Annotated in this window: 19 protein-coding genes and 2 pseudogenes; 10 read left to right on the top strand and 11 right to left on the bottom strand. The window is 35.1% G+C overall.

Going from position 1 to position 20,283, the window contains the following annotated elements; translation table 11 throughout:
• The 7 genes and pseudogenes from BQ6100_RS22120 to BQ6100_RS11730 form a co-directional block, all read right to left on the bottom strand.
• Nucleotides 1-154, bottom strand: a pseudogene (locus BQ6100_RS22120) (IS256 family transposase); the annotation flags it as partial.
• A gap of 154 nt (nucleotides 155-308) precedes the next feature.
• Nucleotides 309-767, bottom strand: a complete 459-nt coding sequence (locus BQ6100_RS11755) for a putative iron-sulfur cluster-binding metallochaperone (RefSeq protein WP_019381809.1) — start codon at nucleotides 765-767, stop codon at nucleotides 309-311.
• A gap of 43 nt (nucleotides 768-810) precedes the next feature.
• A complete protein-coding gene (gene merR / locus BQ6100_RS11750) occupies nucleotides 811-1,206 on the bottom strand; it encodes an Hg(II)-responsive transcriptional regulator (RefSeq protein ID WP_075981803.1) in 396 nt (131 codons plus the stop codon).
• Nucleotides 1,207-1,299: 93 nt separating this feature from the next.
• Nucleotides 1,300-1,920 (bottom strand): class I SAM-dependent methyltransferase, encoded by a 621-nt coding sequence (locus BQ6100_RS11745; protein ID WP_019381807.1) that lies wholly within the window; start codon nucleotides 1,918-1,920, stop codon nucleotides 1,300-1,302.
• A gap of 163 nt (nucleotides 1,921-2,083) precedes the next feature.
• A complete protein-coding gene (locus BQ6100_RS11740) occupies nucleotides 2,084-4,216 on the bottom strand; it encodes a heavy metal translocating P-type ATPase (protein WP_084780365.1) in 2,133 nt (710 codons plus the stop codon).
• The gene (locus tag BQ6100_RS11735) at nucleotides 4,209-4,577 is read right to left on the bottom strand and encodes an ArsR/SmtB family transcription factor (protein WP_075981801.1); all 369 of its coding nucleotides are present in this window, start codon (nucleotides 4,575-4,577) and stop codon (nucleotides 4,209-4,211) included. Before BQ6100_RS11735 ends, BQ6100_RS11740 begins: the two co-directional genes overlap by 8 nt.
• A gap of 173 nt (nucleotides 4,578-4,750) precedes the next feature.
• Nucleotides 4,751-5,407 (bottom strand): CadD family cadmium resistance transporter, encoded by a 657-nt coding sequence (locus tag BQ6100_RS11730; RefSeq protein ID WP_019381804.1) that lies wholly within the window; start codon nucleotides 5,405-5,407, stop codon nucleotides 4,751-4,753.
• 700 nt (nucleotides 5,408-6,107) lie between these two features.
• Between BQ6100_RS11730 and yiaA the strand changes: the two are divergent.
• A pseudogene (gene yiaA, locus BQ6100_RS11725) lies at nucleotides 6,108-6,485 on the top strand (inner membrane protein YiaA); the annotation flags it as partial.
• A 278-nt stretch (nucleotides 6,486-6,763) separates the two neighbouring features.
• Here yiaA and BQ6100_RS21475 read toward each other — a convergent pair.
• The gene (locus tag BQ6100_RS21475) at nucleotides 6,764-6,931 is read right to left on the bottom strand and encodes a hypothetical protein (protein ID WP_173719842.1); all 168 of its coding nucleotides are present in this window, start codon (nucleotides 6,929-6,931) and stop codon (nucleotides 6,764-6,766) included.
• Between the two features lie 191 nt (nucleotides 6,932-7,122).
• Between BQ6100_RS21475 and BQ6100_RS11720 the strand changes: the two genes are divergently transcribed.
• Both BQ6100_RS11720 and BQ6100_RS11715 read left to right on the top strand, forming a co-directional pair.
• The gene (locus tag BQ6100_RS11720) at nucleotides 7,123-7,878 is read left to right on the top strand and encodes a polysaccharide deacetylase family protein (RefSeq protein WP_075981800.1); all 756 of its coding nucleotides are present in this window, start codon (nucleotides 7,123-7,125) and stop codon (nucleotides 7,876-7,878) included.
• An 80-nt stretch (nucleotides 7,879-7,958) separates the two neighbouring features.
• Complete coding sequence (locus tag BQ6100_RS11715; protein ID WP_075981799.1) at nucleotides 7,959-8,147, top strand: hypothetical protein; 189 nt, start codon at nucleotides 7,959-7,961, stop codon at nucleotides 8,145-8,147.
• A gap of 260 nt (nucleotides 8,148-8,407) precedes the next feature.
• Here the strand turns inward: BQ6100_RS11715 and BQ6100_RS11710 are convergent, their stop codons facing one another.
• Nucleotides 8,408-9,388, bottom strand: coding sequence for a YeiH family protein (locus tag BQ6100_RS11710; protein ID WP_075983542.1), 981 nt, complete (start codon nucleotides 9,386-9,388; stop codon nucleotides 8,408-8,410).
• A gap of 263 nt (nucleotides 9,389-9,651) precedes the next feature.
• Here BQ6100_RS11710 and BQ6100_RS11705 point away from each other — a divergent pair, with 263 nt between their 5' ends.
• Both BQ6100_RS11705 and BQ6100_RS11700 read left to right on the top strand, forming a co-directional pair.
• On the top strand, nucleotides 9,652-10,542 hold the full coding sequence (locus tag BQ6100_RS11705; RefSeq protein ID WP_075983541.1) for a LysR family transcriptional regulator: 891 nt from the start codon (nucleotides 9,652-9,654) through the stop codon (nucleotides 10,540-10,542).
• Between the two features lie 158 nt (nucleotides 10,543-10,700).
• Nucleotides 10,701-11,663, top strand: a complete 963-nt coding sequence (locus tag BQ6100_RS11700; protein WP_075981798.1) for a DMT family transporter — start codon at nucleotides 10,701-10,703, stop codon at nucleotides 11,661-11,663.
• Nucleotides 11,664-11,731: 68 nt separating this feature from the next.
• On the opposite strand, the gene BQ6100_RS11695 is transcribed toward BQ6100_RS11700, so the two are convergent.
• Complete coding sequence (locus BQ6100_RS11695; RefSeq protein WP_075981797.1) at nucleotides 11,732-13,354, bottom strand: ABC1 kinase family protein; 1,623 nt, start codon at nucleotides 13,352-13,354, stop codon at nucleotides 11,732-11,734.
• Between the two features lie 284 nt (nucleotides 13,355-13,638).
• On the opposite strand from BQ6100_RS11695, the gene BQ6100_RS11690 reads away from it, so the two are divergent.
• The 4 genes from BQ6100_RS11690 to BQ6100_RS11670 all read left to right on the top strand — a co-directional run bounded on the left by BQ6100_RS11690 (nucleotide 13,639) and on the right by BQ6100_RS11670 (nucleotide 17,251).
• Complete coding sequence (locus tag BQ6100_RS11690) at nucleotides 13,639-14,595, top strand: carbon-nitrogen hydrolase family protein (protein WP_075981796.1); 957 nt, start codon at nucleotides 13,639-13,641, stop codon at nucleotides 14,593-14,595.
• 137 nt (nucleotides 14,596-14,732) lie between these two features.
• Nucleotides 14,733-15,422, top strand: a complete 690-nt coding sequence (locus BQ6100_RS11685; protein WP_075981795.1) for an aspartate/glutamate racemase family protein — start codon at nucleotides 14,733-14,735, stop codon at nucleotides 15,420-15,422.
• 108 nt (nucleotides 15,423-15,530) lie between these two features.
• Nucleotides 15,531-15,761, top strand: coding sequence for a hypothetical protein (locus BQ6100_RS11680; protein ID WP_075981794.1), 231 nt, complete (start codon nucleotides 15,531-15,533; stop codon nucleotides 15,759-15,761).
• A gap of 488 nt (nucleotides 15,762-16,249) precedes the next feature.
• Nucleotides 16,250-17,251 (top strand): ABC transporter substrate-binding protein, encoded by a 1,002-nt coding sequence (locus tag BQ6100_RS11670; RefSeq protein WP_075981792.1) that lies wholly within the window; start codon nucleotides 16,250-16,252, stop codon nucleotides 17,249-17,251.
• Between the two features lie 389 nt (nucleotides 17,252-17,640).
• Here BQ6100_RS11670 and BQ6100_RS11665 read toward each other — a convergent pair whose 3' ends face one another.
• Nucleotides 17,641-18,885 carry a TolB family protein gene (locus tag BQ6100_RS11665; RefSeq protein ID WP_075981791.1) on the bottom strand — a complete coding sequence of 415 codons (1,245 nt, stop codon included), beginning with the start codon at nucleotides 18,883-18,885 and terminating at the stop codon, nucleotides 17,641-17,643.
• 557 nt (nucleotides 18,886-19,442) lie between these two features.
• Here BQ6100_RS11665 and BQ6100_RS11660 point away from each other — a divergent pair.
• Entirely contained in the window at nucleotides 19,443-20,201 is a 759-nt protein-coding gene (locus BQ6100_RS11660) for an SDR family oxidoreductase (protein WP_075981790.1), read from the top strand.
• Nucleotides 20,202-20,283 lie beyond the last annotated feature (82 nt).

Here is a 20,283-nt window from a genome sequence, read left to right as displayed (position 1 = left end):
GTTTTTCATAACCCAGCTGCTCATCGATTTCACATTGGAGAACTTCCTCCAATATATCGGCGAACATTTCTTTGATGGTTTCCATGATTTGATTAGTACTAGTGAATTTTTGTTCCTTCACCATTTCTTTGATTACTTCCTTTGGTAATTTCATGTCGAAAAATCCTCCTTAGCAAAAATTATTTATCCTAATTCTTGCCAAGGAGGATTGATTTCAGACTTATTTACACAAAATTTTCCGCAGTGTCTATTGAGTAAAGGCGCTCTTCTTATTCAAGAAACGCGCCTTTTAATTGAGTATATACAGGTTAGGTTAGTTCTTTGATATAGCTTGTAACATTTGCCAAGCAACAACTACCTTGAGGGTTATTCACATCACAACCACATCGGTTTTCCTTTATGTTCTCTCGAATATGTTCTACTGGATTAGGAGTAAGGCCTTTTTCTACGTATTCCTTTATTTTCTCTTTTGTCCAATCAAAACAATAACAAATTGGTGTAGTTACTGAGGCATCTTTTTGATGAACGACCACCTTTATGTCAGATAAAAGGTACTCTTTATTATTCGTATCAAAATAGACTACATCACAATCTTTGGTTGAACAAAAATAGTGATTTTCTTTAGCATTTAATGTTTCTAATGCAGATGGTTTAAGCATTGATTTTAATGTTATCAACTTTACATTTTTAGATCTATTTTTACAAGATGGACACTTTACAACATTTTCATTTTTAATTTCTTTAGTGTTATTACAACAATCTGACATCATTCTCCCACCTTATTATGATACATATTTTGTGCTATCTTTTCTAATTCATCAAAGTTTCAATAATAGGACATTCATGTAGAGATTTTTCATCAGGACAACAATCTTTTAAATTAATTAGCATGTGTTCGATTCTTTTTAAATCCTTAATTTTCTTTTGAACTTCATCAATTTTATGAACAACAAAATCATACATATCGTTACATCGTTCGTCGTCTTTATCAACAACTCCAAGTAGTTTATCGATCTCGGCTAAAGAAAAACCTAAATCTTGCATTCGTTTAATAAATTGTAGGCGATCCACAGACTCTTCTGGATACATCCTATATCCAGCTTTTGTCCGAGAAGGTTCCGAAAGGAGACCCAATCTTTCGTAATATCTTATAGTTTCTTTATTGACCCCACACCTTTCTGCAAGTTCACTAATGCGATAATTCATTTCATTCACCTCAGATAAATTATAAACCCTGTACCATAGTACAGGGTAAAGAGTAAAAGGTAATTTTGAAATTTTTAATTTGCTCAAACATAATCAACTAACTTTACTAATTATTATTTTTCTGTACATTCCATTCATCATTACATTTTTATCTTCGTTTATCATTAGATTTATACTATTTCTACGGTACAGATCTTCAAAATTCAATCCAATATCTGTTCCTAATACTTTTATTAGTGGTCTAAGAAGCTTTTTTGAAAAAGATAATTTATGTTCTTCAGATACGAATTTGTCAAAAATAATTATTTTGCCTCCTTTTCTTAAAACCCTCGTCATTTCTGTTAAACACTTATCTGCATCAGGCACTACAGAAAGAATTAGACTAGCAACTACATAATCAAATGTTTCATTATCAAACTCCATATTTTGAGCATCCATTTCTATGAATTTAATAGGTGAATTTTTAAATTTCGCACTTGCCTTTTTAAGCATATCAGGTGAAAAATCAATTGCCTTTATATCTAAATCAGATTGAGTTATTAACTCTAAATCAGCACCTGTTCCTACACCAACAAAAAGTACCTTTTGATTACTATGAAAGGGGATATCTAGAAATATTTGTCTGCGTGCATTTAAAAAAACACCCGAATTAAAAATCTTATCATAAATTGGAGACCAAATTTTATAAATCACTCGATTCCAAGAATTATTCATTATCTTCACTTCCGAATGACTGAATTTAAATATCCTTTAAGAGTATCCCTTTTTTAAAAACAAGAAGGGCGAAAAATCACATTGAAGCATCATACCTTTTCATTCAGTAAGAAATCATATAAAGGGATAATAAAACCATTATCCCTTTATATGAAACAGTATTTTATTCTTTAACTTTTAATAATCGTAAGCTGTTTAAAGTTACAAGCAATGTAGCCCCCATATCGGCAAATATAGCTATCCATAACGTTAACCAACCCGGTACAACTAAAAGTAAAGCAATAGCTTTAACTACTAGAGAGAAGGTAATATTTTGCTTAATGGTTCTCAATGCTTTTCGACTTAGTTTCATCGTAAACGGTAATTTACTTAAATCATCTGACATTAAAGCAATATCGGCTGTTTCAAGTGCTGTATCCGTTCCAGCTCCACCCATTGCAACCCCAACTGTTGATGCCGCAAGAGCTGGAGCATCATTTACTCCATCTCCAACCATCGCCACACTATGATACTTTTCGCGAAGTTGTTTAATATAGTTCAATTTATCTTCTGGAAGGAGATCGGCCTTAATATCAGATACACCAACCTCTTTACCAATTGCTTCTGCTGTACGTTGGTTATCACCAGTAAGCATAACAGTTTTTTCAATTCCTAGTTGATGAAGTTTTTGAATAACTTCTTTAGATGTTTTTCTTACTTGATCAGCCACAGCAATTAAACAGAGAAGTGCGTTGACGGTTCCAAGAATCATGACCGTTTTTCCTTGTGTTTGTAGGGTTGAAATTTGTTCAGAAATGGTTTTATCTATACCATTTGGAAGAATTTCCTCAAACATACTAGGACTTCCTACATAATACATCTCGTCCTTAACTTTTGCTTTTATACCCTTACCAGTTATAGATTGAAAATCTTCAACAGATACTTCATTATAATTTAATCCGTTTGCTTCTGCTTTTTTCATAATTGCTGAAGCAAGTGGATGTTGTGATCCTTTTTCCAACGCTGCTGTGATGGTCAATAACTCATTTTCATTTCCGCCAAATGTTACGATTTCTGTTACTGCTGGAACCCCTTTTGTTAATGTTCCTGTTTTATCAAAAGCAATAACCTTCAATGCACCGGCTTCTTCTAGGTGGATTCCACCTTTGATTAAAACACCATTTCTTGCTGCGTTTCCTATTGCGGTCACAACAGAAACAGGCGTAGAAACAACTAATGCACAAGGACAACCAACGACTAGTACGGATAACCCTTGATATATCCATTCGCTCCAATCTCCGCCAAATAATGGTGGGACAATAGCGATTAAAAAGGCTAATACAACAATTGCCGGAGTATAATATTTGGCAAATTTATCAACAAATGCTTGAGAAGGAGCGCGTTCTGCCTGAGCTTCTTCTACTAAATGAATTATTTTCGAAAGAGTAGTATCTTCCACTAATTTAGTTACTTTTACTTCTAATAATCCTTCTTCGTTCAAAGTACCAGCGAATACTTCATCATCAATGGTCTTTGTCACCGGGACAGATTCACCTGTAATCGCAGCTTGGTTTAAGGTAGATGTCCCTTTTACAACGATTCCATCCATAGCCAACTTTTGACCCGGTTTCACGATCATAATGTCGCCTACTTGAATGTCATCAACGCTAATCATTAACTCTTGATTTCCACGTCGTATTAAAGCTTCCTTTGGAGCTATATCCATCAAGGACTCAATGGATTGACGAGCTTTGTCCATAGAATAGCGTTCTAAAGCTTCACTAATGGCAAAGAGAATAACAACTGTTGCTCCTTCTCCCCATTCACCAATTAATGCAGCCCCAATAATAGCGATTGTCATAAGAGTATTCATATCAAACTTAAATCTGCTTAGATTTTTAAAGCCTTTAATAAATAAGGAGTAGCCACCAATTAATATAGATGCCGCATATCCGATTGTTGGTACAATATGACCTTCTCCGAGTTGTTCTCCTAATAACCAACTAACGATTAATAATAGGGCTGAAATATACACTTTAATGTTTTCTTTTTGCTTCCAAAAAGGTTCACGTTCTACTTTTTGTGCTTTTTCATCTCGTAATTTTAAGTTATCAAAAGCTCCTGCTTTTTCAAGCGCTTCAACCGTTGTATTTCCTACAACTGTTATTTTAGCAGCACCAAAATTAACTTGTGCATCCAAAACGCCATCCAGACGTTTCACGTTCTCTTCGAACGTTTTTGAACAGTCTGCTCAGGTGAGTCCTTGAACTCTATAAGTTTTAGCTTTTTGGTTGTTTATTTTAGCTTGTTCAGACATTGACTTTCATCTCCTTTTTATGAGCTAATGCAATAACCATTAACTGTCTAATATGTTCATCATCAAGCGAATAAAAGGCTAGTTTGCCTTCTTTTCGGTATTTTACAATCCCTTGTTTATGAAGGGTCCTTAAATGGTGAGATGTCGTAGCAACAGTAGCCCCAATGATATTAGCTACATCACACACACAAAGCTCATCATCTTGACATAATGCATAGGAAATTTTTGCCCTATTTTCATCTGCAAGTGCTTTAAATAATTGAGAAACACTAGATATATCTTCTTTTTGCATCTCACCTTGTATTCGTTTGACTTTTGCTTCGTCATAACAATAAATATCACAAGTATCTTTCTTACTCATTACTCATTATCCCTCCTTTTATTCAAGTATATGTTTGAATGTATTATATATTATTACCCTAACATTATTCAAATATTTATTTGAATAATGGACAAAAAAATAAAATAACTCAATAAATTCCATATCAAACCAACTTATATTAGCAAATGATCATAACGATCAAAACTATTACATTATTTGAATAGATTTATCAATGAAGTAAATAGTTCATTTTCTAGCATGATATATATTCCCAATCCTATAAATACAATTGGAATAATCCATCGCCCGTATTTCTCAAGTGTTTCAGAAACAAATCTGAATCTCGCAAGACGGTAACCCAGTAAACACCAAATTGCAACCATTATAAAGAATGTAACTACAGTAATAATTAATTGATTTGTTTCTAACGTTGAAAAAATCGGAACATAAATTCCAATATTGTCTCCACCATTAGCAAAAGTGATAAAGGCTACACTTAAATAAAACTTATTAAATTTGTTTAACCTAGAAAGAATATTATCATCATCATCATCTTCACCTTTGATGAACAGTCTAACTCCTAAATACATTGGAATTAGGCCAAGTAAACCAACCCATTGATCAGCAAGAAGTGTTATCCCAAAGGTTGCTAAAAGACTGATTAAAACTAGAAGTGCAAAACCTAGATATTGACCAATTACTATATCTCTTGAGTTAATACGTTTCGAAACCTTGTTAACCGTTTGACCATTACTTGTTTTAGATTGTGACCTTGCCATAGAGAATAACATCATCAAGACAAAAATATCATCAATATTGGTTACAATAAAAGCACCAAGAGCAGAGATGATTATTAAAATTAAATCCACCTGATTCAACCCCTTTATTTTTTATTAATAATTTAATACTCATTAACATTCAAATATTTATTTGAATGTTAAATTTCATTTTCTATTTTACGTTTACATAAACAAATAGTCAAATGTATATTTGAATAAAGAATAAATCGACATGAAATTAGCACTTTGAAACTAAAAAAGGATGATTACTTTTCTATTAGGTAATCATCCTTTTTGGTTATCCAACCATTATTTATTATGAACTGTTACTGTAAATACCATGTAACCCTCTGGACTGTCAGGATCATAAGAGTCGATTTTTATTGCTTCTTTCTGAGTATCCGGACCATCTATTCTGGGGATTTTTGGTATTGTTTATATCTAATTGGGAACGTTCCGTTAGGTTTGGTTTGGGTGTACAACAATTATCAGTCATAATTTCTCCTATATTTCACAATAACATTGTTAATTAACTTACTATGTATTATCAATAACTTTCTTTATAGGTGTTACTCAATTATATGGCCCGATTGCGGAGGAATAATCTTCTTGAAAATCAATCAAATTGGATAACAACTATAACATTTTTGTTTCTAAAATCTATGTTTTTTATCTTTTATCACCAGAATGTTTGAAGTGGAAGGAATAAATTAGGAGCATACATATTAGATATATCTAAAATGTGCGGTCTTTATCACAGCAATGTTTATGCTATATAACCTAAATATAATTTAAAGGTGCTTCTTGGGCTGCGTTGCTAGTCGGTGTTTCGGCTTACCTCGTTGGCTTGTTTAATGCATCGATGCAACTGAACGAAAAAGGTTATTACTTTGCCGTTTTAATATTTGGACTGTATTCAGCGGTTTCTTTACAGAAAGCAGTACGAGATAAGGAAGAGGGAATACCTGTTACGAATATTTATTATGGAATTAGTTGGTTTGCTCTGATTGTATCGATTTCCTTGATGGCTATTGGTTTATACAATGCAGGAAGTATCGTACTAAGCGAAAAAGGATTTTACGGCATGGCATTTGTTTTGAGTATATTTGCAGCTATCACTGTTCAAAAGAATATTAGAGATACACAGAGGGCAAGGGAAAGAGATTGAAGCAGAGGGAAGCTTAGGAAAGCTCTTATAGCTAACAATAGGAAGTTTTGATTAGAAAAAGTCACATTGAATGGTTTTGCTGCCACATGTGACTTTTTCTTTTTATTATTCATCTTTGTGTGTATATTTTTTGATATCGGGGTTTACAGCTGATTTTGTTTTTTTCTTCAGATAAGATTTTCCCGTGTAAAAAATTAATTTAGAATTGGTCACAGCTTGGAAGCAGAGAACCGTCCCTACTTCAAGGTATGGCTTATTCCAAATATCTACAGAAAACACTATTTATTTCTATCAATATTTTCTTGAAGAATTTTTTTCAACGTCCCATGAATATTATTCAAACTCAATAAAATAAACCCAAGCATGACATAGGTTACAATTTCATGTGTAAAAAATGATACAACTCCTAAAATAACCGCATAAACCATGTAAAGCCCATTTCTCATAGTTTGACTCCTTTTTATCATCTAATGATTTTTTTTATATGTACTACTTACTCAGATATTACCTTATGCTATCTCCAGTTTACACTAGGTGTGCCTTGAATGACTTACAATATGTGAAAAATTTTTCAATAGATATAGGTTGGTGTGGAACAATATTACTAAACAAATCGTGTGGAAAAACGGAGGATTTTATGAAAAGGTATATCTTTATCATTCTTGTTCTAGTCTTTACACTACTTGCAACCAAAACCTATGCAGCTAAAAAGGTACCCATATTAGTCTATCACCACATTGATGAGTACAATGAAAAAGGTGGTTCCAAAGCGCTATTTGTTACACCAGAAAATTTCGAAAAGCAAATGATTTACCTGAGAGAACACGGATTTACGTTATTAACCTTTGAGCAATGGGACCTAATTAACCAAGTGGAAAAGCCGATATTTCTTACCTTTGATGATGGGTACAAGGATAACCTGAATGTGATGGAGGTTTTTCAAAAAATAAAGAACGAGAAGTTTCAACCTAGAGGGACATTCTTTGTCATTAGTGACTTTATTGGGTGGTCAAATCGACTATCTGCATCAGAGTTGAGAGAAATCTCTCGCTCCGGATTGATTTCTGTGCAATCTCATACCGCAACCCATCCCAGCTTAACGTCAATTGACCAATTTGAATATGAACTAAGAAGTCCCATCGATACGATTCAGAAAATGACTAATCGGCCAGTTATTGCAATAGCCTATCCTTACGGAAGTTTTAACAGCAGAGTTGTCGAAGAAACCAAGAAATACTATAAATTTGGGATTACGACAACCCCTGAACTTTATTCAGAGAAGGGCTTGAAGGATGAACTCTATTTATTGCCGAGGATATATATTAAATATTCAACCACAATAGATGAGTTTGAAAGGATTGTAGAAGGGAAGTATACCAGAAAAAAATTCTGAAGGAACTCTTTAAAAAGATTTCAAGGAATATTTAGATAGAAGCCGCTGATATGTTAAAATTTAGTAAAGGGGGAGGCAAGATGGAAAAGGAAAAAAAGCCATTTAATGATGTAATCGACCACTTAAATAAGATAGAAGGCAATGCTACCAATTCTTCTAACGCAAAATTAAAGAACTTGCCCGGGCCATTGAAATTCTTCGGCTACTTTGTGATTGGATTTTTCTCAATAACTATTTTATTTATAATTATCGCAAATTTTCTCGATTGACTAGTGACTGTATTCTGACAAGAACTAGGTGATAATCTTCAATGTAGCGTAACGGATAGCCATTCCGTTAAAAGCATAAAAACAAGCCCAAAATCCAACTTACCGGACACAGGAGCCGCTATTTTTAATGAATAACGGAACGTGAGTCCGACAAAAAGAAGTCCACGAGATTTCTGTAACTTATCGGACAAGAGATTCGTTAAGGCATAAAAACAGGCCCGAAATCCAATAAATCCGTAATAATGCTTTTTCTGATCTCCCTAAATAATAAAAAACGTGATAATTGAAAGAGCTAAAGACACAATCAATATCGTAGTAAGTGGGCGTAATGCTTTTTTTCGTAAATGACTAAAACTAATATTAAGACCCAGACCAACCATAGCTGATGACATGAAAAAAGACGTAACCATTGAGACCTTATCAATCACTTCCTGCGATACGAGAATTGCTTTTCCTAATACGAAGCTTCCAAATACGCTCATAAGAATGAAACCGATTAAAAACCAAGGGAATTCAATTCTTGCCTCTTTTGTATCCGCTGTATTGCTCCTTTTCATCCAATAAATGAGGATTAATGATAATGGTATAAGAAGCAGAACTCTTCCTAATTTTGCAACTAGAGCCATTGCTAGTCCTTCTTGACCTGCAACAGCACCAGCCAAAGCTACATGGGCAATTTCATGAAGACTCATTCCACTCCACATTCCGTATTCAACCGATGATATAGGTAGAAACGGCCAAATAATCGTATAAGTGACAGAAAAAACTGTACCTACTAAGGCGATAATACCCACCGATATGGCAGTGTCTTCTTCATTTGATTTCAAGATTGAAGATATTGCGGCAATGGCCGCTGCCCCACATACCCCGGTACCTACTCCAAGCAAAAAGGTAATGGAAGGGGATGCCTTCAAACGTCTTCCTAGCATGATCATAGCCAAAATTGCAAAAACAATGACCATCGTATCACGAATTAACAAACCTAAACCTTGATGTATGATGACATCAATATTTAGTTTTAAGCCATATAACACAATCGCAAAGCGTAACAGATGCTTGGAGGAAAATTGAATTCCGGTGCGAATATGGAAGGGATAATCAAATAATTGTCTATAAAGGATGGCTAAAAAAATCGCACAGGCCATGGGCCCAATAGAAATTAGAACGGGCACCTTAGAAATAAGATATCCGATTGCAGCAATAACAAATGTAAATCCAACACCGTATAGCCACATCATCATTCGATGTGCGATGGAATCTGCTTTATTATCAGTTCTTAATTGGTTGACGTTAATGGATTGGTTTTTCAAAAGTAATCATCCCTTTTACATGAATATTTATAGAATACAAAGAATTCTACAATAAGAAAAATAAATATATATAATAGGTATGATAAGTAAATGGTTATACATAAATAGATTATTCTTTTTAGCTTAAGTAGGGGTTTTTCTAAATTGACAATTGACTAGGGAAATAATAGTTCTTTGAGATGAGGTATTTTGTGGTGGATCATTCTTTAATGGTATTTGTAAAAGTAGTGGAAAAGCAAAATTTTTCAAAGGCTGCAAATGAGCTTCATATGACGCAGCCAGCAGTAAGCCAATATATTAAATCATTGGAGGAGAATTTAGGTACAAGATTACTAGAAAGAAGCAATAAGTATGTTCGTCTGAACCAGGCAGGTGAGCTTGTCTATAGTCATGCGAAGGAAATTTTGGCCTTATATTCAAAAATGAAGACATCGGTTGATGAACTTACTACCGAAGCGCGTGGTTCACTTTCTATAGGGGCTAGCTATACCTTTGGTGAATACATATTACCGCGTATTATATCTACACTCCGAAAGAAATACCCTCTAATCACACCGACAGTTAAAATACACAACACAAAGCAGATTATTGAGCTTGTAGCTGCTCATCAGATTGACATTGGGATTATTGAAGGTACTTTTCATGATGAAAAACTATATACTGAAGCAATTTCTAATGATGAGATGTTGATTGTATCATCACCGCTGCATCCACAAGCGAAGAAGGGAAAGGGAAGGAGAATTGCAGAATTAGAGAATGAAACTTGGATATTAAGGGAGAAGGGTTCAGGTACGAGGCAGGCAGCGGAAAAGCTGTTTGAAATGTATCAAATGGCTCCAAAGAACATTATGGAATTTGGAAGCACTCAGTTAATAAAGGAATCTGTTGAGCAGGGGTTAGGCATCTCTCTATTATCAAGCTGGGCAATAGAAAAAGAGCGACAAAATGATTATTTAGATATCATTCCTGTTATTGAACTTCCTTTTAAAAGAACCTTTTATACTGTTACCCAAACAATCTACCAAACTAAGACGTTAAAAACATTTATTGATACTCTAAAGGACTCGCTAAAGCAAGAATTTTAAAAATGAACATTTTGTGAGTTGCATTTAAAGCAATTGGGGATTTCTTTTTTTCACATGAATATGGCCAATCCATCAAGTTTCAAATATCTACTTGAAGAATTCAGTCGAAAGTGTTTGAATTAATTGAATGTGTACAATAATCAGAGAGAAGTAATAATATGAACAAACAAAAGCTCGAGGTAACAAAAAACCCTTATATTTTATTGCCAATCTTACTATTTTTATGGGGTTCTTTAGCGGCCATAACAAAATTGATTCTCAGGAGTCTTGATGGGTATCAGGTTATTTTCTTTATGTTTGGAATTGCTGCGCTGGTTTATACGATTGTTCTTATTGTTAAAGGTGGTTTTGCAGAATTGGTCAACTGGAGGATAAAGGATTACCTTTTTATCCTTCTTTGTGGAATCTTTTCCTTTCTTTATGATTTCTTATACATACAATCACTGGAGATTCTGCCTGCCATTGAGGCTTCAATGTTAAATTATCTTTTCCCTATTTTTATCGTATTGTTTGCCATTCCGATTAATCATGAGAGGCTCGATTTTTTTAAAATTCTATCGATTCTTTTCGGCTTTGCGGGGACAGTACTCCTTATAACTAAAGGGAATTTTGGCAACATGAGCCTTACTAATATGAAGGGAGACATAATGGCCATCTCAGCTGCAATTAGCTGGGGTCTTTTTACCAATATGACTAAAAGGAATCAAAAGGATTTGCTTCTTAGTAACATCTTGATTGTATACGTCGCATTCCTTTTTTCAGCGATTAGCTTGATTACTTTTTCTCATTTTCAAATACCGACGGTGACAGATTTTTCTCGTCTTGTTTGGTTAGGGGTTAGCAATATTGTTCTTGGATTCCTGATTTATATTAGAGCATTGAAATATACATCCGCTTCATTGGTTGCTAGTTTTACATATTTCACTCCATTTGTAACCCTATTTTTCATAATGATCATGGTTGGGGAAAAATTAACCTTGATTGACTTATTGGCATTTTTGCTAATTTGTGTTGGCGTACCGATTCAGGGCATTGGTAATCGTTTGATTCGCAGGAGGAAAAATCAAGTTCTTTTAAGAGAAAGTAGCTCGGATTGCACCAATGATATTAGATTAAAATAAAGAGTTTAATATAGTAAAAAAAGGATAGATTCATGGGTACTGCGAGATCTATCCTCTTTGTATTCCATTTATTTTCTTCGTTTTTCATGCATGTATTTCAACCATTTCTTCTGTTTGGAGCTTACCACGAAATACCCTATGATAGAAATGCCACTTAATCCGGCTGATAATTTCAATATGAGCTCATGGGACAAATAGATCCCGGATACTACTCCAATGAATCCTAACAGAGTTATTAGAAATAACTGCTTTTTATTATTTTCATAAATTATAAACTGAAATTGGCGTCTCTGTTCGGTTTCCTTTAATTGCTCTAATTTCTGCGGGGAATTTAAAAAATCCGTTACAGAATGAATCATATTAAAGATAGGCTTAGATTGGATCCATTGCCATACAAATGACCATTTATTATTTCCTTGACGATTCAACCAATCCATAAATGCAGGCTTTCCTAAATCAAGAAATTCAGTTTCAGGTGCAAGGCTGAGGATGATTCCCTCAATGGTTACAAAGGAACGCCCTAAAAATACAAATCTTGTAGGAACCTGAATAGGCAGGGCTTGAACCATATCATTCATTTCTTTCTTTAATGCAATCAAGTCCATTTCCTTTAGTTGATCCGGTTGAATGGACATGAATTCTGCCAACAGGCGCTCAATCGTTTTTGTCTCAGCCTCAGGGAGCAAAAATCCTAAGTGACCTAAGCATTCGACAGCTTTGGAATAATTTTTTGATAGAAAGCTTTCAATTAATCCTTGAAAGTAGGTAGCATCCCTTTTAGAGATTTCCCCAATCATTCCGAAATCTAATAGAATGATTTTTCCTTCCTTTGAAATGAAAATGTTTCCTGAATGGGGATCTGCATGGAAAATTCCAGGCTCCAGCCATTGTGGCAGGAACACCTTCATCAATCTTTGAGCAAGCTCCTCTCGATTCACCGCTAACTGATCTAGCTCCTTGGTATTAGTCACTCGAATTCCCTCTAGCCATTCCATTACGAGTACATTAGAGGTACTAAGTTCAGGATATACGGAAGGAATTTGTACAATATCCATATTCTTAAAACGTTCCTTAAATTGGAAAATGGTGTGAAGCTCTTTTGTATAGTTCAATTCACGTTCAATAACTTCTTTCAATTCCTGAAAAAGAAGCTTAAAATTTATAAAGCTTTTTGGTATGGGGACAAAGTGGTCTGCAAACCAAAGGATCATTTTTAATGTGCGAAAATCCGTTTCGACTAACGAATCGATATACGGACGTTTTACTTTAATTGCTACCTTCGTTCCATCCGGTAAAACTCCTTTATACACCTCTCCGATTGAAGCGGAAGCAATTGCCTCTTTTTCAATAGATAGAAGGTTATGGGTAACTGAGTGTCCCCATTCATGCTCAAGAATTGCCTGAATCTCATTCCAATTGGAAGGAGGGACTTTATCAGTTAAATCCTCAATTTGATGGATAAAGGCATTTGGTAGTAAGTCGCCACGCGTGCTCAAGATTTGTCCAATTTTAATAAGTAATCCTTCTAATTCAAACAATGTTTTTCGAAATCGTTCTCCAATTTTTCCCCAAAGAATATCCCAATCTTCAGGGCGCCTTCTAGTTATTTTATACCAATAGATTTGGAGGAATATAACAAAGGCCATGGAAAGAACTTTCGTCGTCCGAACAAATTTATTTCTTGTTTTCATTATAGGTCACCTCATGACTATCAATTAAGTTTTCAACCAGTTGAACTAACTACTCTGTGATATTTTTATCAAACCATATAAACGATCAATTGGACAGTTTTTTCTACGATCACAGAATCTTAAGGTTTCATATAAAGGGGGAAAAATAGAAAGAGAGGATCCCGTTTTGTTTTGTACACGATTGATTTTGAACATTCTGATTGTACAAAACATTTCTTTAATTTATCATAATAGGTAAACATTAACAGGATATAAACTTTAATAGAAAAAGGGGAGGGGTCCGCGTGACGAATCAACCAAAAAATGCAAGAGTTGCCGTGATTCAAGCAGCATCTGTAATCATGGATAGAGAAGCAAGTACAGAAAAAGCTGTTTCATTAACATTAGAAGCGGGAGAAAAAGGGGCAAATATCGTCGTATTTCCAGAAGCATTTATTCCTGCTTACCCAAGGGGACTAAGCTTTGGTGCAACGGTTGGGAGCCGTTCGATAGAAGGGAGAAAAGATTGGTTTCGATATTGGAATAATTCGGTTCCTGTTCCAAGTCAGACGACTGAGAGATTAGGAGAAGCGGCACGTAAGGCAGGAGTATATCTTGTTATTGGCATAATAGAGAGGGATAACGAGACGAGCGGAGGTACCTTGTACTGCTCTGTTTTGTTCTTCGGGCCTGATGGGAGCTTGCTAGGAAAGCACCGCAAGCTTAAGCCAACAGCCTCAGAACGACTAATCTGGGGAGAGGGCGACGGCAGCACGCTTCCTGTATTTGATACTCCATATGGAAAAATTGGTGCCTTGATTTGTTGGGAAAATTATATGCCGTTAGCAAGGGCAGCCATGTATGCAAAAGGGGTTCAAATATACATAGCACCAACAGCGGATTCGAGGGAATTATGGCAATCGACTATTCGCCATATTGCAGCAGAAGGCCGATGCTTTGTATTATCGTGTAATCAATACGTGAATAAGGAAATGTATCCTACTGATTTAGCATGCTATGACGAGCTTGAAGGTTCACCGAATGAGATGTGTCCAGGGGGAAGTGCAATTATTGGACCGTTAGGGAATTATGTACACGAGCCTGTATATGGGAAAGAGGAGATTTTGTTAGCAGATCTCGATTTACGAGAAATCGCATATAGCCAATTTGATTTTGATGTAGTTGGCCATTATTCAAGACCTGATGTATTTCAGCTTTTGGTGAATGAGGAGAAGAAAGAGAATGTGAAGTGGTGGAAATAACCTTCAAAAGGAAATATATCCTGAGTGATTTATAATTCATTCGGGATATTTTTTTAAAATGAAAGGTTTTATAGAGATGCAGTTCTTGATTAAACTTATTAATTGGTTTGACATATTCATTCAAGGGGGAGCTACCATTGAAAACGATTGGACTTATTGGTGGAATGAGCTGGGAATCTTCAACAGAGTATTATCGGATCATTAATGAGGAAGTTAATAAAAAATTAGGTGGTTTGCATTCCGCAAAATGTGTACTATATAGCGTTGACTTTGAGGAAATCGAGCGTTGTCAATCAGAAGGTAATTGGGGAAAATCCGGTCAGATATTAGGTGAAGCAGCTCAATCATTGGAAAATGCCGGTGCGGATTATATTCTCATTTGTACGAATACGATGCATAAGGTAGTAGAAATAATTGAAAAGGAAATTTCGATCCCAGTTATCCATATTGCTGATGCAACAGCAAGACAAATAAAAAAGCTAAACTTGAAGAAAGTAGGATTACTAGGGACCAAATATACGATGGAAGAGGATTTTCTTCAATTACGTATTGAATCGAATGGAATTAAGGTGTTAGTTCCAGACAATGGCGAACATATAAAAATTAATCAAGTGATTTTTGAGGAGCTTTGCCTAGGTAGAATGAATCCGGATTCCAGAGAATATTTTATTAAAGTAATGAAAGGCTTAATCGAACAAGGTGCTGAGGGCATCATTCTAGGGTGCACGGAAATTGGCTTATTGGTGAAAAATGGAGATGTGGATGTTCCATTATTTGATTCGGCACTAATCCATGCAATGGAATCAGTTGAATATGCCCTAGGCTGATACTAGTGATAAATAATATATTAACAGATAGAGAGTACCCGCCTCTTTCTATAACTAGAGGCAGAAATATTTTTAAAGATGATACCAAGTTCGGAGGGGAGGCTTAAGATGGAAAACTTTAATGTCATTGTTTTTCTTTGGAGAGTTTCATTTTTTGTTTTTATCTTTGCTTTTTTGATTGGTTTTACCAAAAAATCTTGGATGATTATGTTGATTAGCTTTATCGCCTCACTTCCGATTGCCTATTACTTTTTTGGGGCAGAAAATGCATGGAGGCTTGTTTCCTTAATCCCTTTTCTTCTGTTGTGTCTTACTATTTATTATTGGAAGAGGAATTAGGTATGACTGAATCTATAATTTATTTTCTATTTTAGGAGTTGTTCGTATGAGGGAGAGAAAATGCAAAAATTGCGGTGGATTGGAATTTGCAGAGGGAACTGATTTCATGCCAATCAAACCGTTAAATAGGAAGATGTCCTTGACTGGTCATAACAAAATCTTCACTTTTTGTCTGAATTGCGGAGAAGTCTTATCTATAAGAGTTGAAAATCCAAGTCTTTTTAAAAAATGATGACTGCTAGACATGGAAAACCTAAGTTTTTTTAAAAATAATGAATGAGATCCTAAGAAGCCTTTATGATTTAAGGCTTTTTTTGTTGGAATAAATATTTTAAGATAAAAACTTAAGTTCTATTGTCAAAAAATTAAAAATTTTGTAAAATATATTTAATTTTCGATTTAATACATTAAACTATAAAACATTAAAGCAATAAAATATCGTTAATGTGAAATCGAAGGAATTAATTTAACTGGGGGGAAATGAAAAGATGAAAAAGTTTTTAATAGCAGTCCTTTGTGGGGCGTTATTAATGCTTGCTGCCTGCGGTTCAGATAGTGAGAAAACCAGTGGTAGCAAGAAAGAAGGGGAGAAAACAGTTAAAGTTGGAATTATCCAGCTTGTCGAACATCCTTCATTGGATGCGGCAAGAGAGGGATTTATTGAGGCATTAAAGGATGCAGGATATGAGGAAGGTAAGAACTTAAAACTTGATTATCAAAATGCGCAAGGGGACGTCAACAATAACATGACGATAGCGCAAAAGTTAGTTTCTGACAAAAGTGATGTTATTTTAGCCATTGCAACATCAAGTGCTCAAGCAGTTGCCCAATCTACCAAAGACATTCCAGTATTATTCACAGCAATTACAGATCCAGTTGGAGCCGAGCTAGTTCAAAGTCTTGAAAAGCCAGGTGCAAATGTAACAGGTACATCTGATACACATCCAGATGCGATTAAGAAAACAATTAATTCCATTAAGGAATTTATCCCAGAAGCGAAAAAAGTCGGAATCATCTATAATTCCGGTGAACCAAATGCTGTTGTAAACGTGAAAAATGCTAAGGAAGCAATTAAGGAATTAGGTTTAGAATCTGTTGAAGCAACAATTTCTCAAAGCTCTGAAGTGAAACAAGCTGCTGAATCTTTAGTAGGTCGTTGTGATGTGTTCTACATACCAAAGGACAATACTGTTGTCTCAGCACTTGAATCTGTTATCACCGTTGCAAATGCAGAAAAAATCCCAACCTTTGTTGGTGAAGGAGATTCTGTAAAACGTGGAACATTTGCTTCATATGGTTTAGATTATCATGACCTTGGATACAAAACTGGTAAAATGGCCGTTGATATCCTTAAAGGGAAGAAGCCTGCTGATATTCCAGTCGGTTTCCCAGATAATCTAGAGTTAGTTGTTAACAAAAAAGCCGCTGAACAAGAGGAAATTAAACTTAATGAAGACTTGTTGAAGGATGCAAAGATTGTTGGAGAATAATTAGATTTATTAAGGGAAAAAAGCGTGGTTTTTATCCACGCTTTTTCTTAATGAGAATTAATTTCATTAGCTGTCTCCCGTAAAAGGGTCCGTTTTTGAGGTTGGATAAGGGACAAATGAAGTAAGGCAAACGATAGATATGTCTTTCATTATTCGAATGAAGGACCAATCAGATAAGGCAAACGCAAATATGGTTTTTCATAAACTGGATGAGAGACAAAATCAGCAAGTCACCCGAAAGAACTACCTTTCATGAACAGTATGAGAGACAAATTAAGCAAGGCAACCGATAATACTGTCTTTCGTAAGCCTAAATAAATCCACCTAAAAATTATGGGAATTAAACTGCCCTTTATCCCCCCAAACAAAATCACAAGCACCACTAAATACTATCCCTCACCCAAATAGAACTCAATTGCATCAACATTTTTTATCCATTCCTTCTCACCCTCCCCATCTGGGTTAGAAACCCAAAGGTTACGCTTTTGATCGGTGAGGGATGTTCCTCTTAGCCAAACGAGCTTACCTATAGACTTAATGTACTGGGGGTTATAGTCGCCATATCCCTTAGGGGGTTTCGTAATTTGTGTTTGTTTTTTCGTTTCTAAATTTATGGAATAGAGAATGGGGAGTGGGTGCTCTTTAAAGTCGTTGGACCACTCTTTTTCTTTTATTCTTGAAGTAACGATGGATTCATTTGTGATCCAGTCGAAATCTAAATCCGCATAATTTTTAGGTGTATATGTACTTGAAACGGGCATTTCTTTTAGCTTTAATTCTTTATTTTTAAAACCGAAGACGATTCTACCAGCTCCAGCTATGAAGGCTAAAGTGTCATTAGAGGGTGCCCATTTTGGTTCTCCTACCTCAAAAATAACCTCATCCATTACCTCAAAATCCTTCCCATCGCTTGAAATTACACAAAGCATATTGCTATCCATTGACAAGGACGCAGTAGGTGAAACGATAAAGGAAATCCATTTTTGACTGGGGGAGTAATGAAACTGGTCCGCGTAAATGGCTGGGATTTTGTTATTGTTTAAACCGATTTCCTTAGGAAGTGTGAAAAAACGCTCCACCCCTCCAAATAAAATAACATCTTCATATGGTTTTTGGATTTGTTTTTTAAATAGAATGCTACTCGTCCATCCATCGGGACGAAGAACACCTGCAGAGGAAAGCAAAAACCCATTCCCATTTGGTAGCCATGTGAAACCACTCACACCCGTGGCAATATTATAAAATTTACTTAAATCGGAAAGATTCAAAATTCCTTGCGTATTAAAAGCGATGATGTTTTCCCTTGGTGACCAGGAAGGGGATGTACCATCGTACATAATTTTTTTCCTTTCGCCAGTATCAACCTGATAAACCCATACCTCAGACTGTTTTTCATTTGGTTGAATTTCAGAATTAGCTAAATTTTGATATAATAGCCATTTCCCATCATAGGACCATTTGGGTTTTGAAAAAATAGTACCAGTGTTAGTAATTTTCTTCTCCTTATTATTATGGATGACCCATAAATCTCCATCTCTAATAAAAGCTGCTCTTACATTTCCCAGAGGTGATGCAGTAGCTACCACCGGGAGAAAAATCGATAGAAATAGAATAAATAGGACGAATATGCGCATAATAATTTCTCCTAGCTAAATTTTATCTTCTATAAAATGGAAAAAGGGAAGCATAATTATATGCTCTCCTTTTTCTTTCTACAATGCGAAATAGAGAATACTTTAAGAATATCCTTGCTTAGGATAAAGAAGGCATCTTTATTAATTCTTTCATTTTGGAGGTAAGGTTATTTAATAGATATGCTGCTTCTCTACCTATTCTTATCAATGTTAAAATCAAGCTAAAAAGAATATTCAAAGTAAATCCCTCCACATTGAGATTTCGTGTTAAAAATTAACACTAATATTAGTGTCAATCTGATAAAAATAATTATACAAAGGAAAAGTTTGATATATAGGGATAATTTGTAAATTATTTCTTTTATTTAATAAAATACACTTTTATATAAGAAGTAATGATTCGCATAATAGGATAATTTTGGTTTGTATAAAAAGTTCACTATTTCACAATTATTTTTTAATTGGATAGATTGGATTGTTTTTAATGGTAAATTATACTATTATTAGGTGTTTGAAGGTAATTATTAACACCTATACTTACAACAGGAGGAATAACTATGAAACTTCAAGGAAAAGTCGCAGTAGTTACAGGTGCAGCTTCAGGTATGGGGAAGGCAATTGCCGTTCTTTATGCAAAAGAAGGTGCAAAGGTTGTTGTATCAGATCTTTATTTAGAGGGAACACAAGCAGTTGTTGATGAAATTATATCAAATGGTGGAACAGCAATAGCTGTTGCTGCAAATGTTGCAAAAGAAGAAGATATTCAAAATTTAATAGATACTGCAGTTAATACATATGGAACACTGGATATTTTAGTGAATAATGCTGGAATTATGGATAATTTCATTCCGGCGGCGGAAGTGACTGATGAACTGTGGGAACGTGTAATAGCAGTAAATACCACAGGACCAATGCGTGCCATTAGAAAGGTTTTACCAATATTCCTTGAGAAAGGAAAAGGAGTTATTATTAATAATGCATCAATTGGTGGGCTACGTGGTTCTGTAGCAGGTGCTAGCTATACTGCTTCAAAACATGCCTTGATTGGACTAACGAAAAACGTTGGTTTCCAATATGCAACTTCGGGTATTCGTTGTAATGCCATTGCACCGGGTGGGGTCAATACAAATATTGGTACAACTATGAATCAACCAAGCCCATTCGGAATGGAAAAAGCGATGAGTGGGGTAAACTCTAACCCAAGACAAGGTGAACCTGAGGAGATTGCAACCATAGCTTTATTCTTGGCATCCAACGATTCAAGCTTTGTTAATGGCACAGTTATCACAGCTGATTCTGGCTGGTCTGCATATTAAGGCTCTTTATAAGGGTGACAGGCACCTTCCATATTTTGGATGGTGCCTGTCACCTTTTTTGATGATCACATCCTCTATAATT

The organism is Bacillus massilinigeriensis (genome assembly GCF_900117315.1).
Taxonomy (GTDB): Bacteria; Bacillota; Bacilli; order Bacillales; family Cytobacillaceae; genus Bacillus_BE; species Bacillus_BE massilionigeriensis.
Note: the sequence above shows the minus strand (reverse complement) of the source record. Positions and strands in the feature narration are given on the sequence as shown.

Excerpts from the sequence above, each read along its gene's own strand:
- BQ6100_RS11670 (WP_075981792.1), top strand. The coding sequence starts at position 16,250 with ATGAAAAAGTTTTTAATAGCAGTCCTTTGTGGGGCGTTATTAATGCTT.
- BQ6100_RS11720 (WP_075981800.1), top strand. The coding sequence starts at position 7,123 with ATGAAAAGGTATATCTTTATCATTCTTGTTCTAGTCTTTACACTACTT.
- BQ6100_RS11700 (WP_075981798.1), top strand. The coding sequence starts at position 10,701 with ATGAACAAACAAAAGCTCGAGGTAACAAAAAACCCTTATATTTTATTG.
- BQ6100_RS11680 (WP_075981794.1), top strand. The coding sequence starts at position 15,531 with ATGGAAAACTTTAATGTCATTGTTTTTCTTTGGAGAGTTTCATTTTTT.
- BQ6100_RS11755 (WP_019381809.1), bottom strand. The coding sequence starts at position 767 with ATGTCAGATTGTTGTAATAACACTAAAGAAATTAAAAATGAAAATGTT.
- BQ6100_RS11665 (WP_075981791.1), bottom strand. The coding sequence starts at position 18,885 with ATGCGCATATTCGTCCTATTTATTCTATTTCTATCGATTTTTCTCCCG.
- BQ6100_RS11695 (WP_075981797.1), bottom strand. The coding sequence starts at position 13,354 with ATGAAAACAAGAAATAAATTTGTTCGGACGACGAAAGTTCTTTCCATG.
- merR (WP_075981803.1), bottom strand. The coding sequence starts at position 1,206 with ATGAATTATCGCATTAGTGAACTTGCAGAAAGGTGTGGGGTCAATAAA.
- BQ6100_RS11715 (WP_075981799.1), top strand. The coding sequence starts at position 7,959 with ATGGAAAAGGAAAAAAAGCCATTTAATGATGTAATCGACCACTTAAAT.
- BQ6100_RS11660 (WP_075981790.1), top strand. The coding sequence starts at position 19,443 with ATGAAACTTCAAGGAAAAGTCGCAGTAGTTACAGGTGCAGCTTCAGGT.
- BQ6100_RS11745 (WP_019381807.1), bottom strand. The coding sequence starts at position 1,920 with ATGAATAATTCTTGGAATCGAGTGATTTATAAAATTTGGTCTCCAATT.
- BQ6100_RS11710 (WP_075983542.1), bottom strand. The coding sequence starts at position 9,388 with ATGATGATGTGGCTATACGGTGTTGGATTTACATTTGTTATTGCTGCA.
- BQ6100_RS11735 (WP_075981801.1), bottom strand. The coding sequence starts at position 4,577 with ATGAGTAAGAAAGATACTTGTGATATTTATTGTTATGACGAAGCAAAA.
- BQ6100_RS21475 (WP_173719842.1), bottom strand. The coding sequence starts at position 6,931 with ATGAGAAATGGGCTTTACATGGTTTATGCGGTTATTTTAGGAGTTGTA.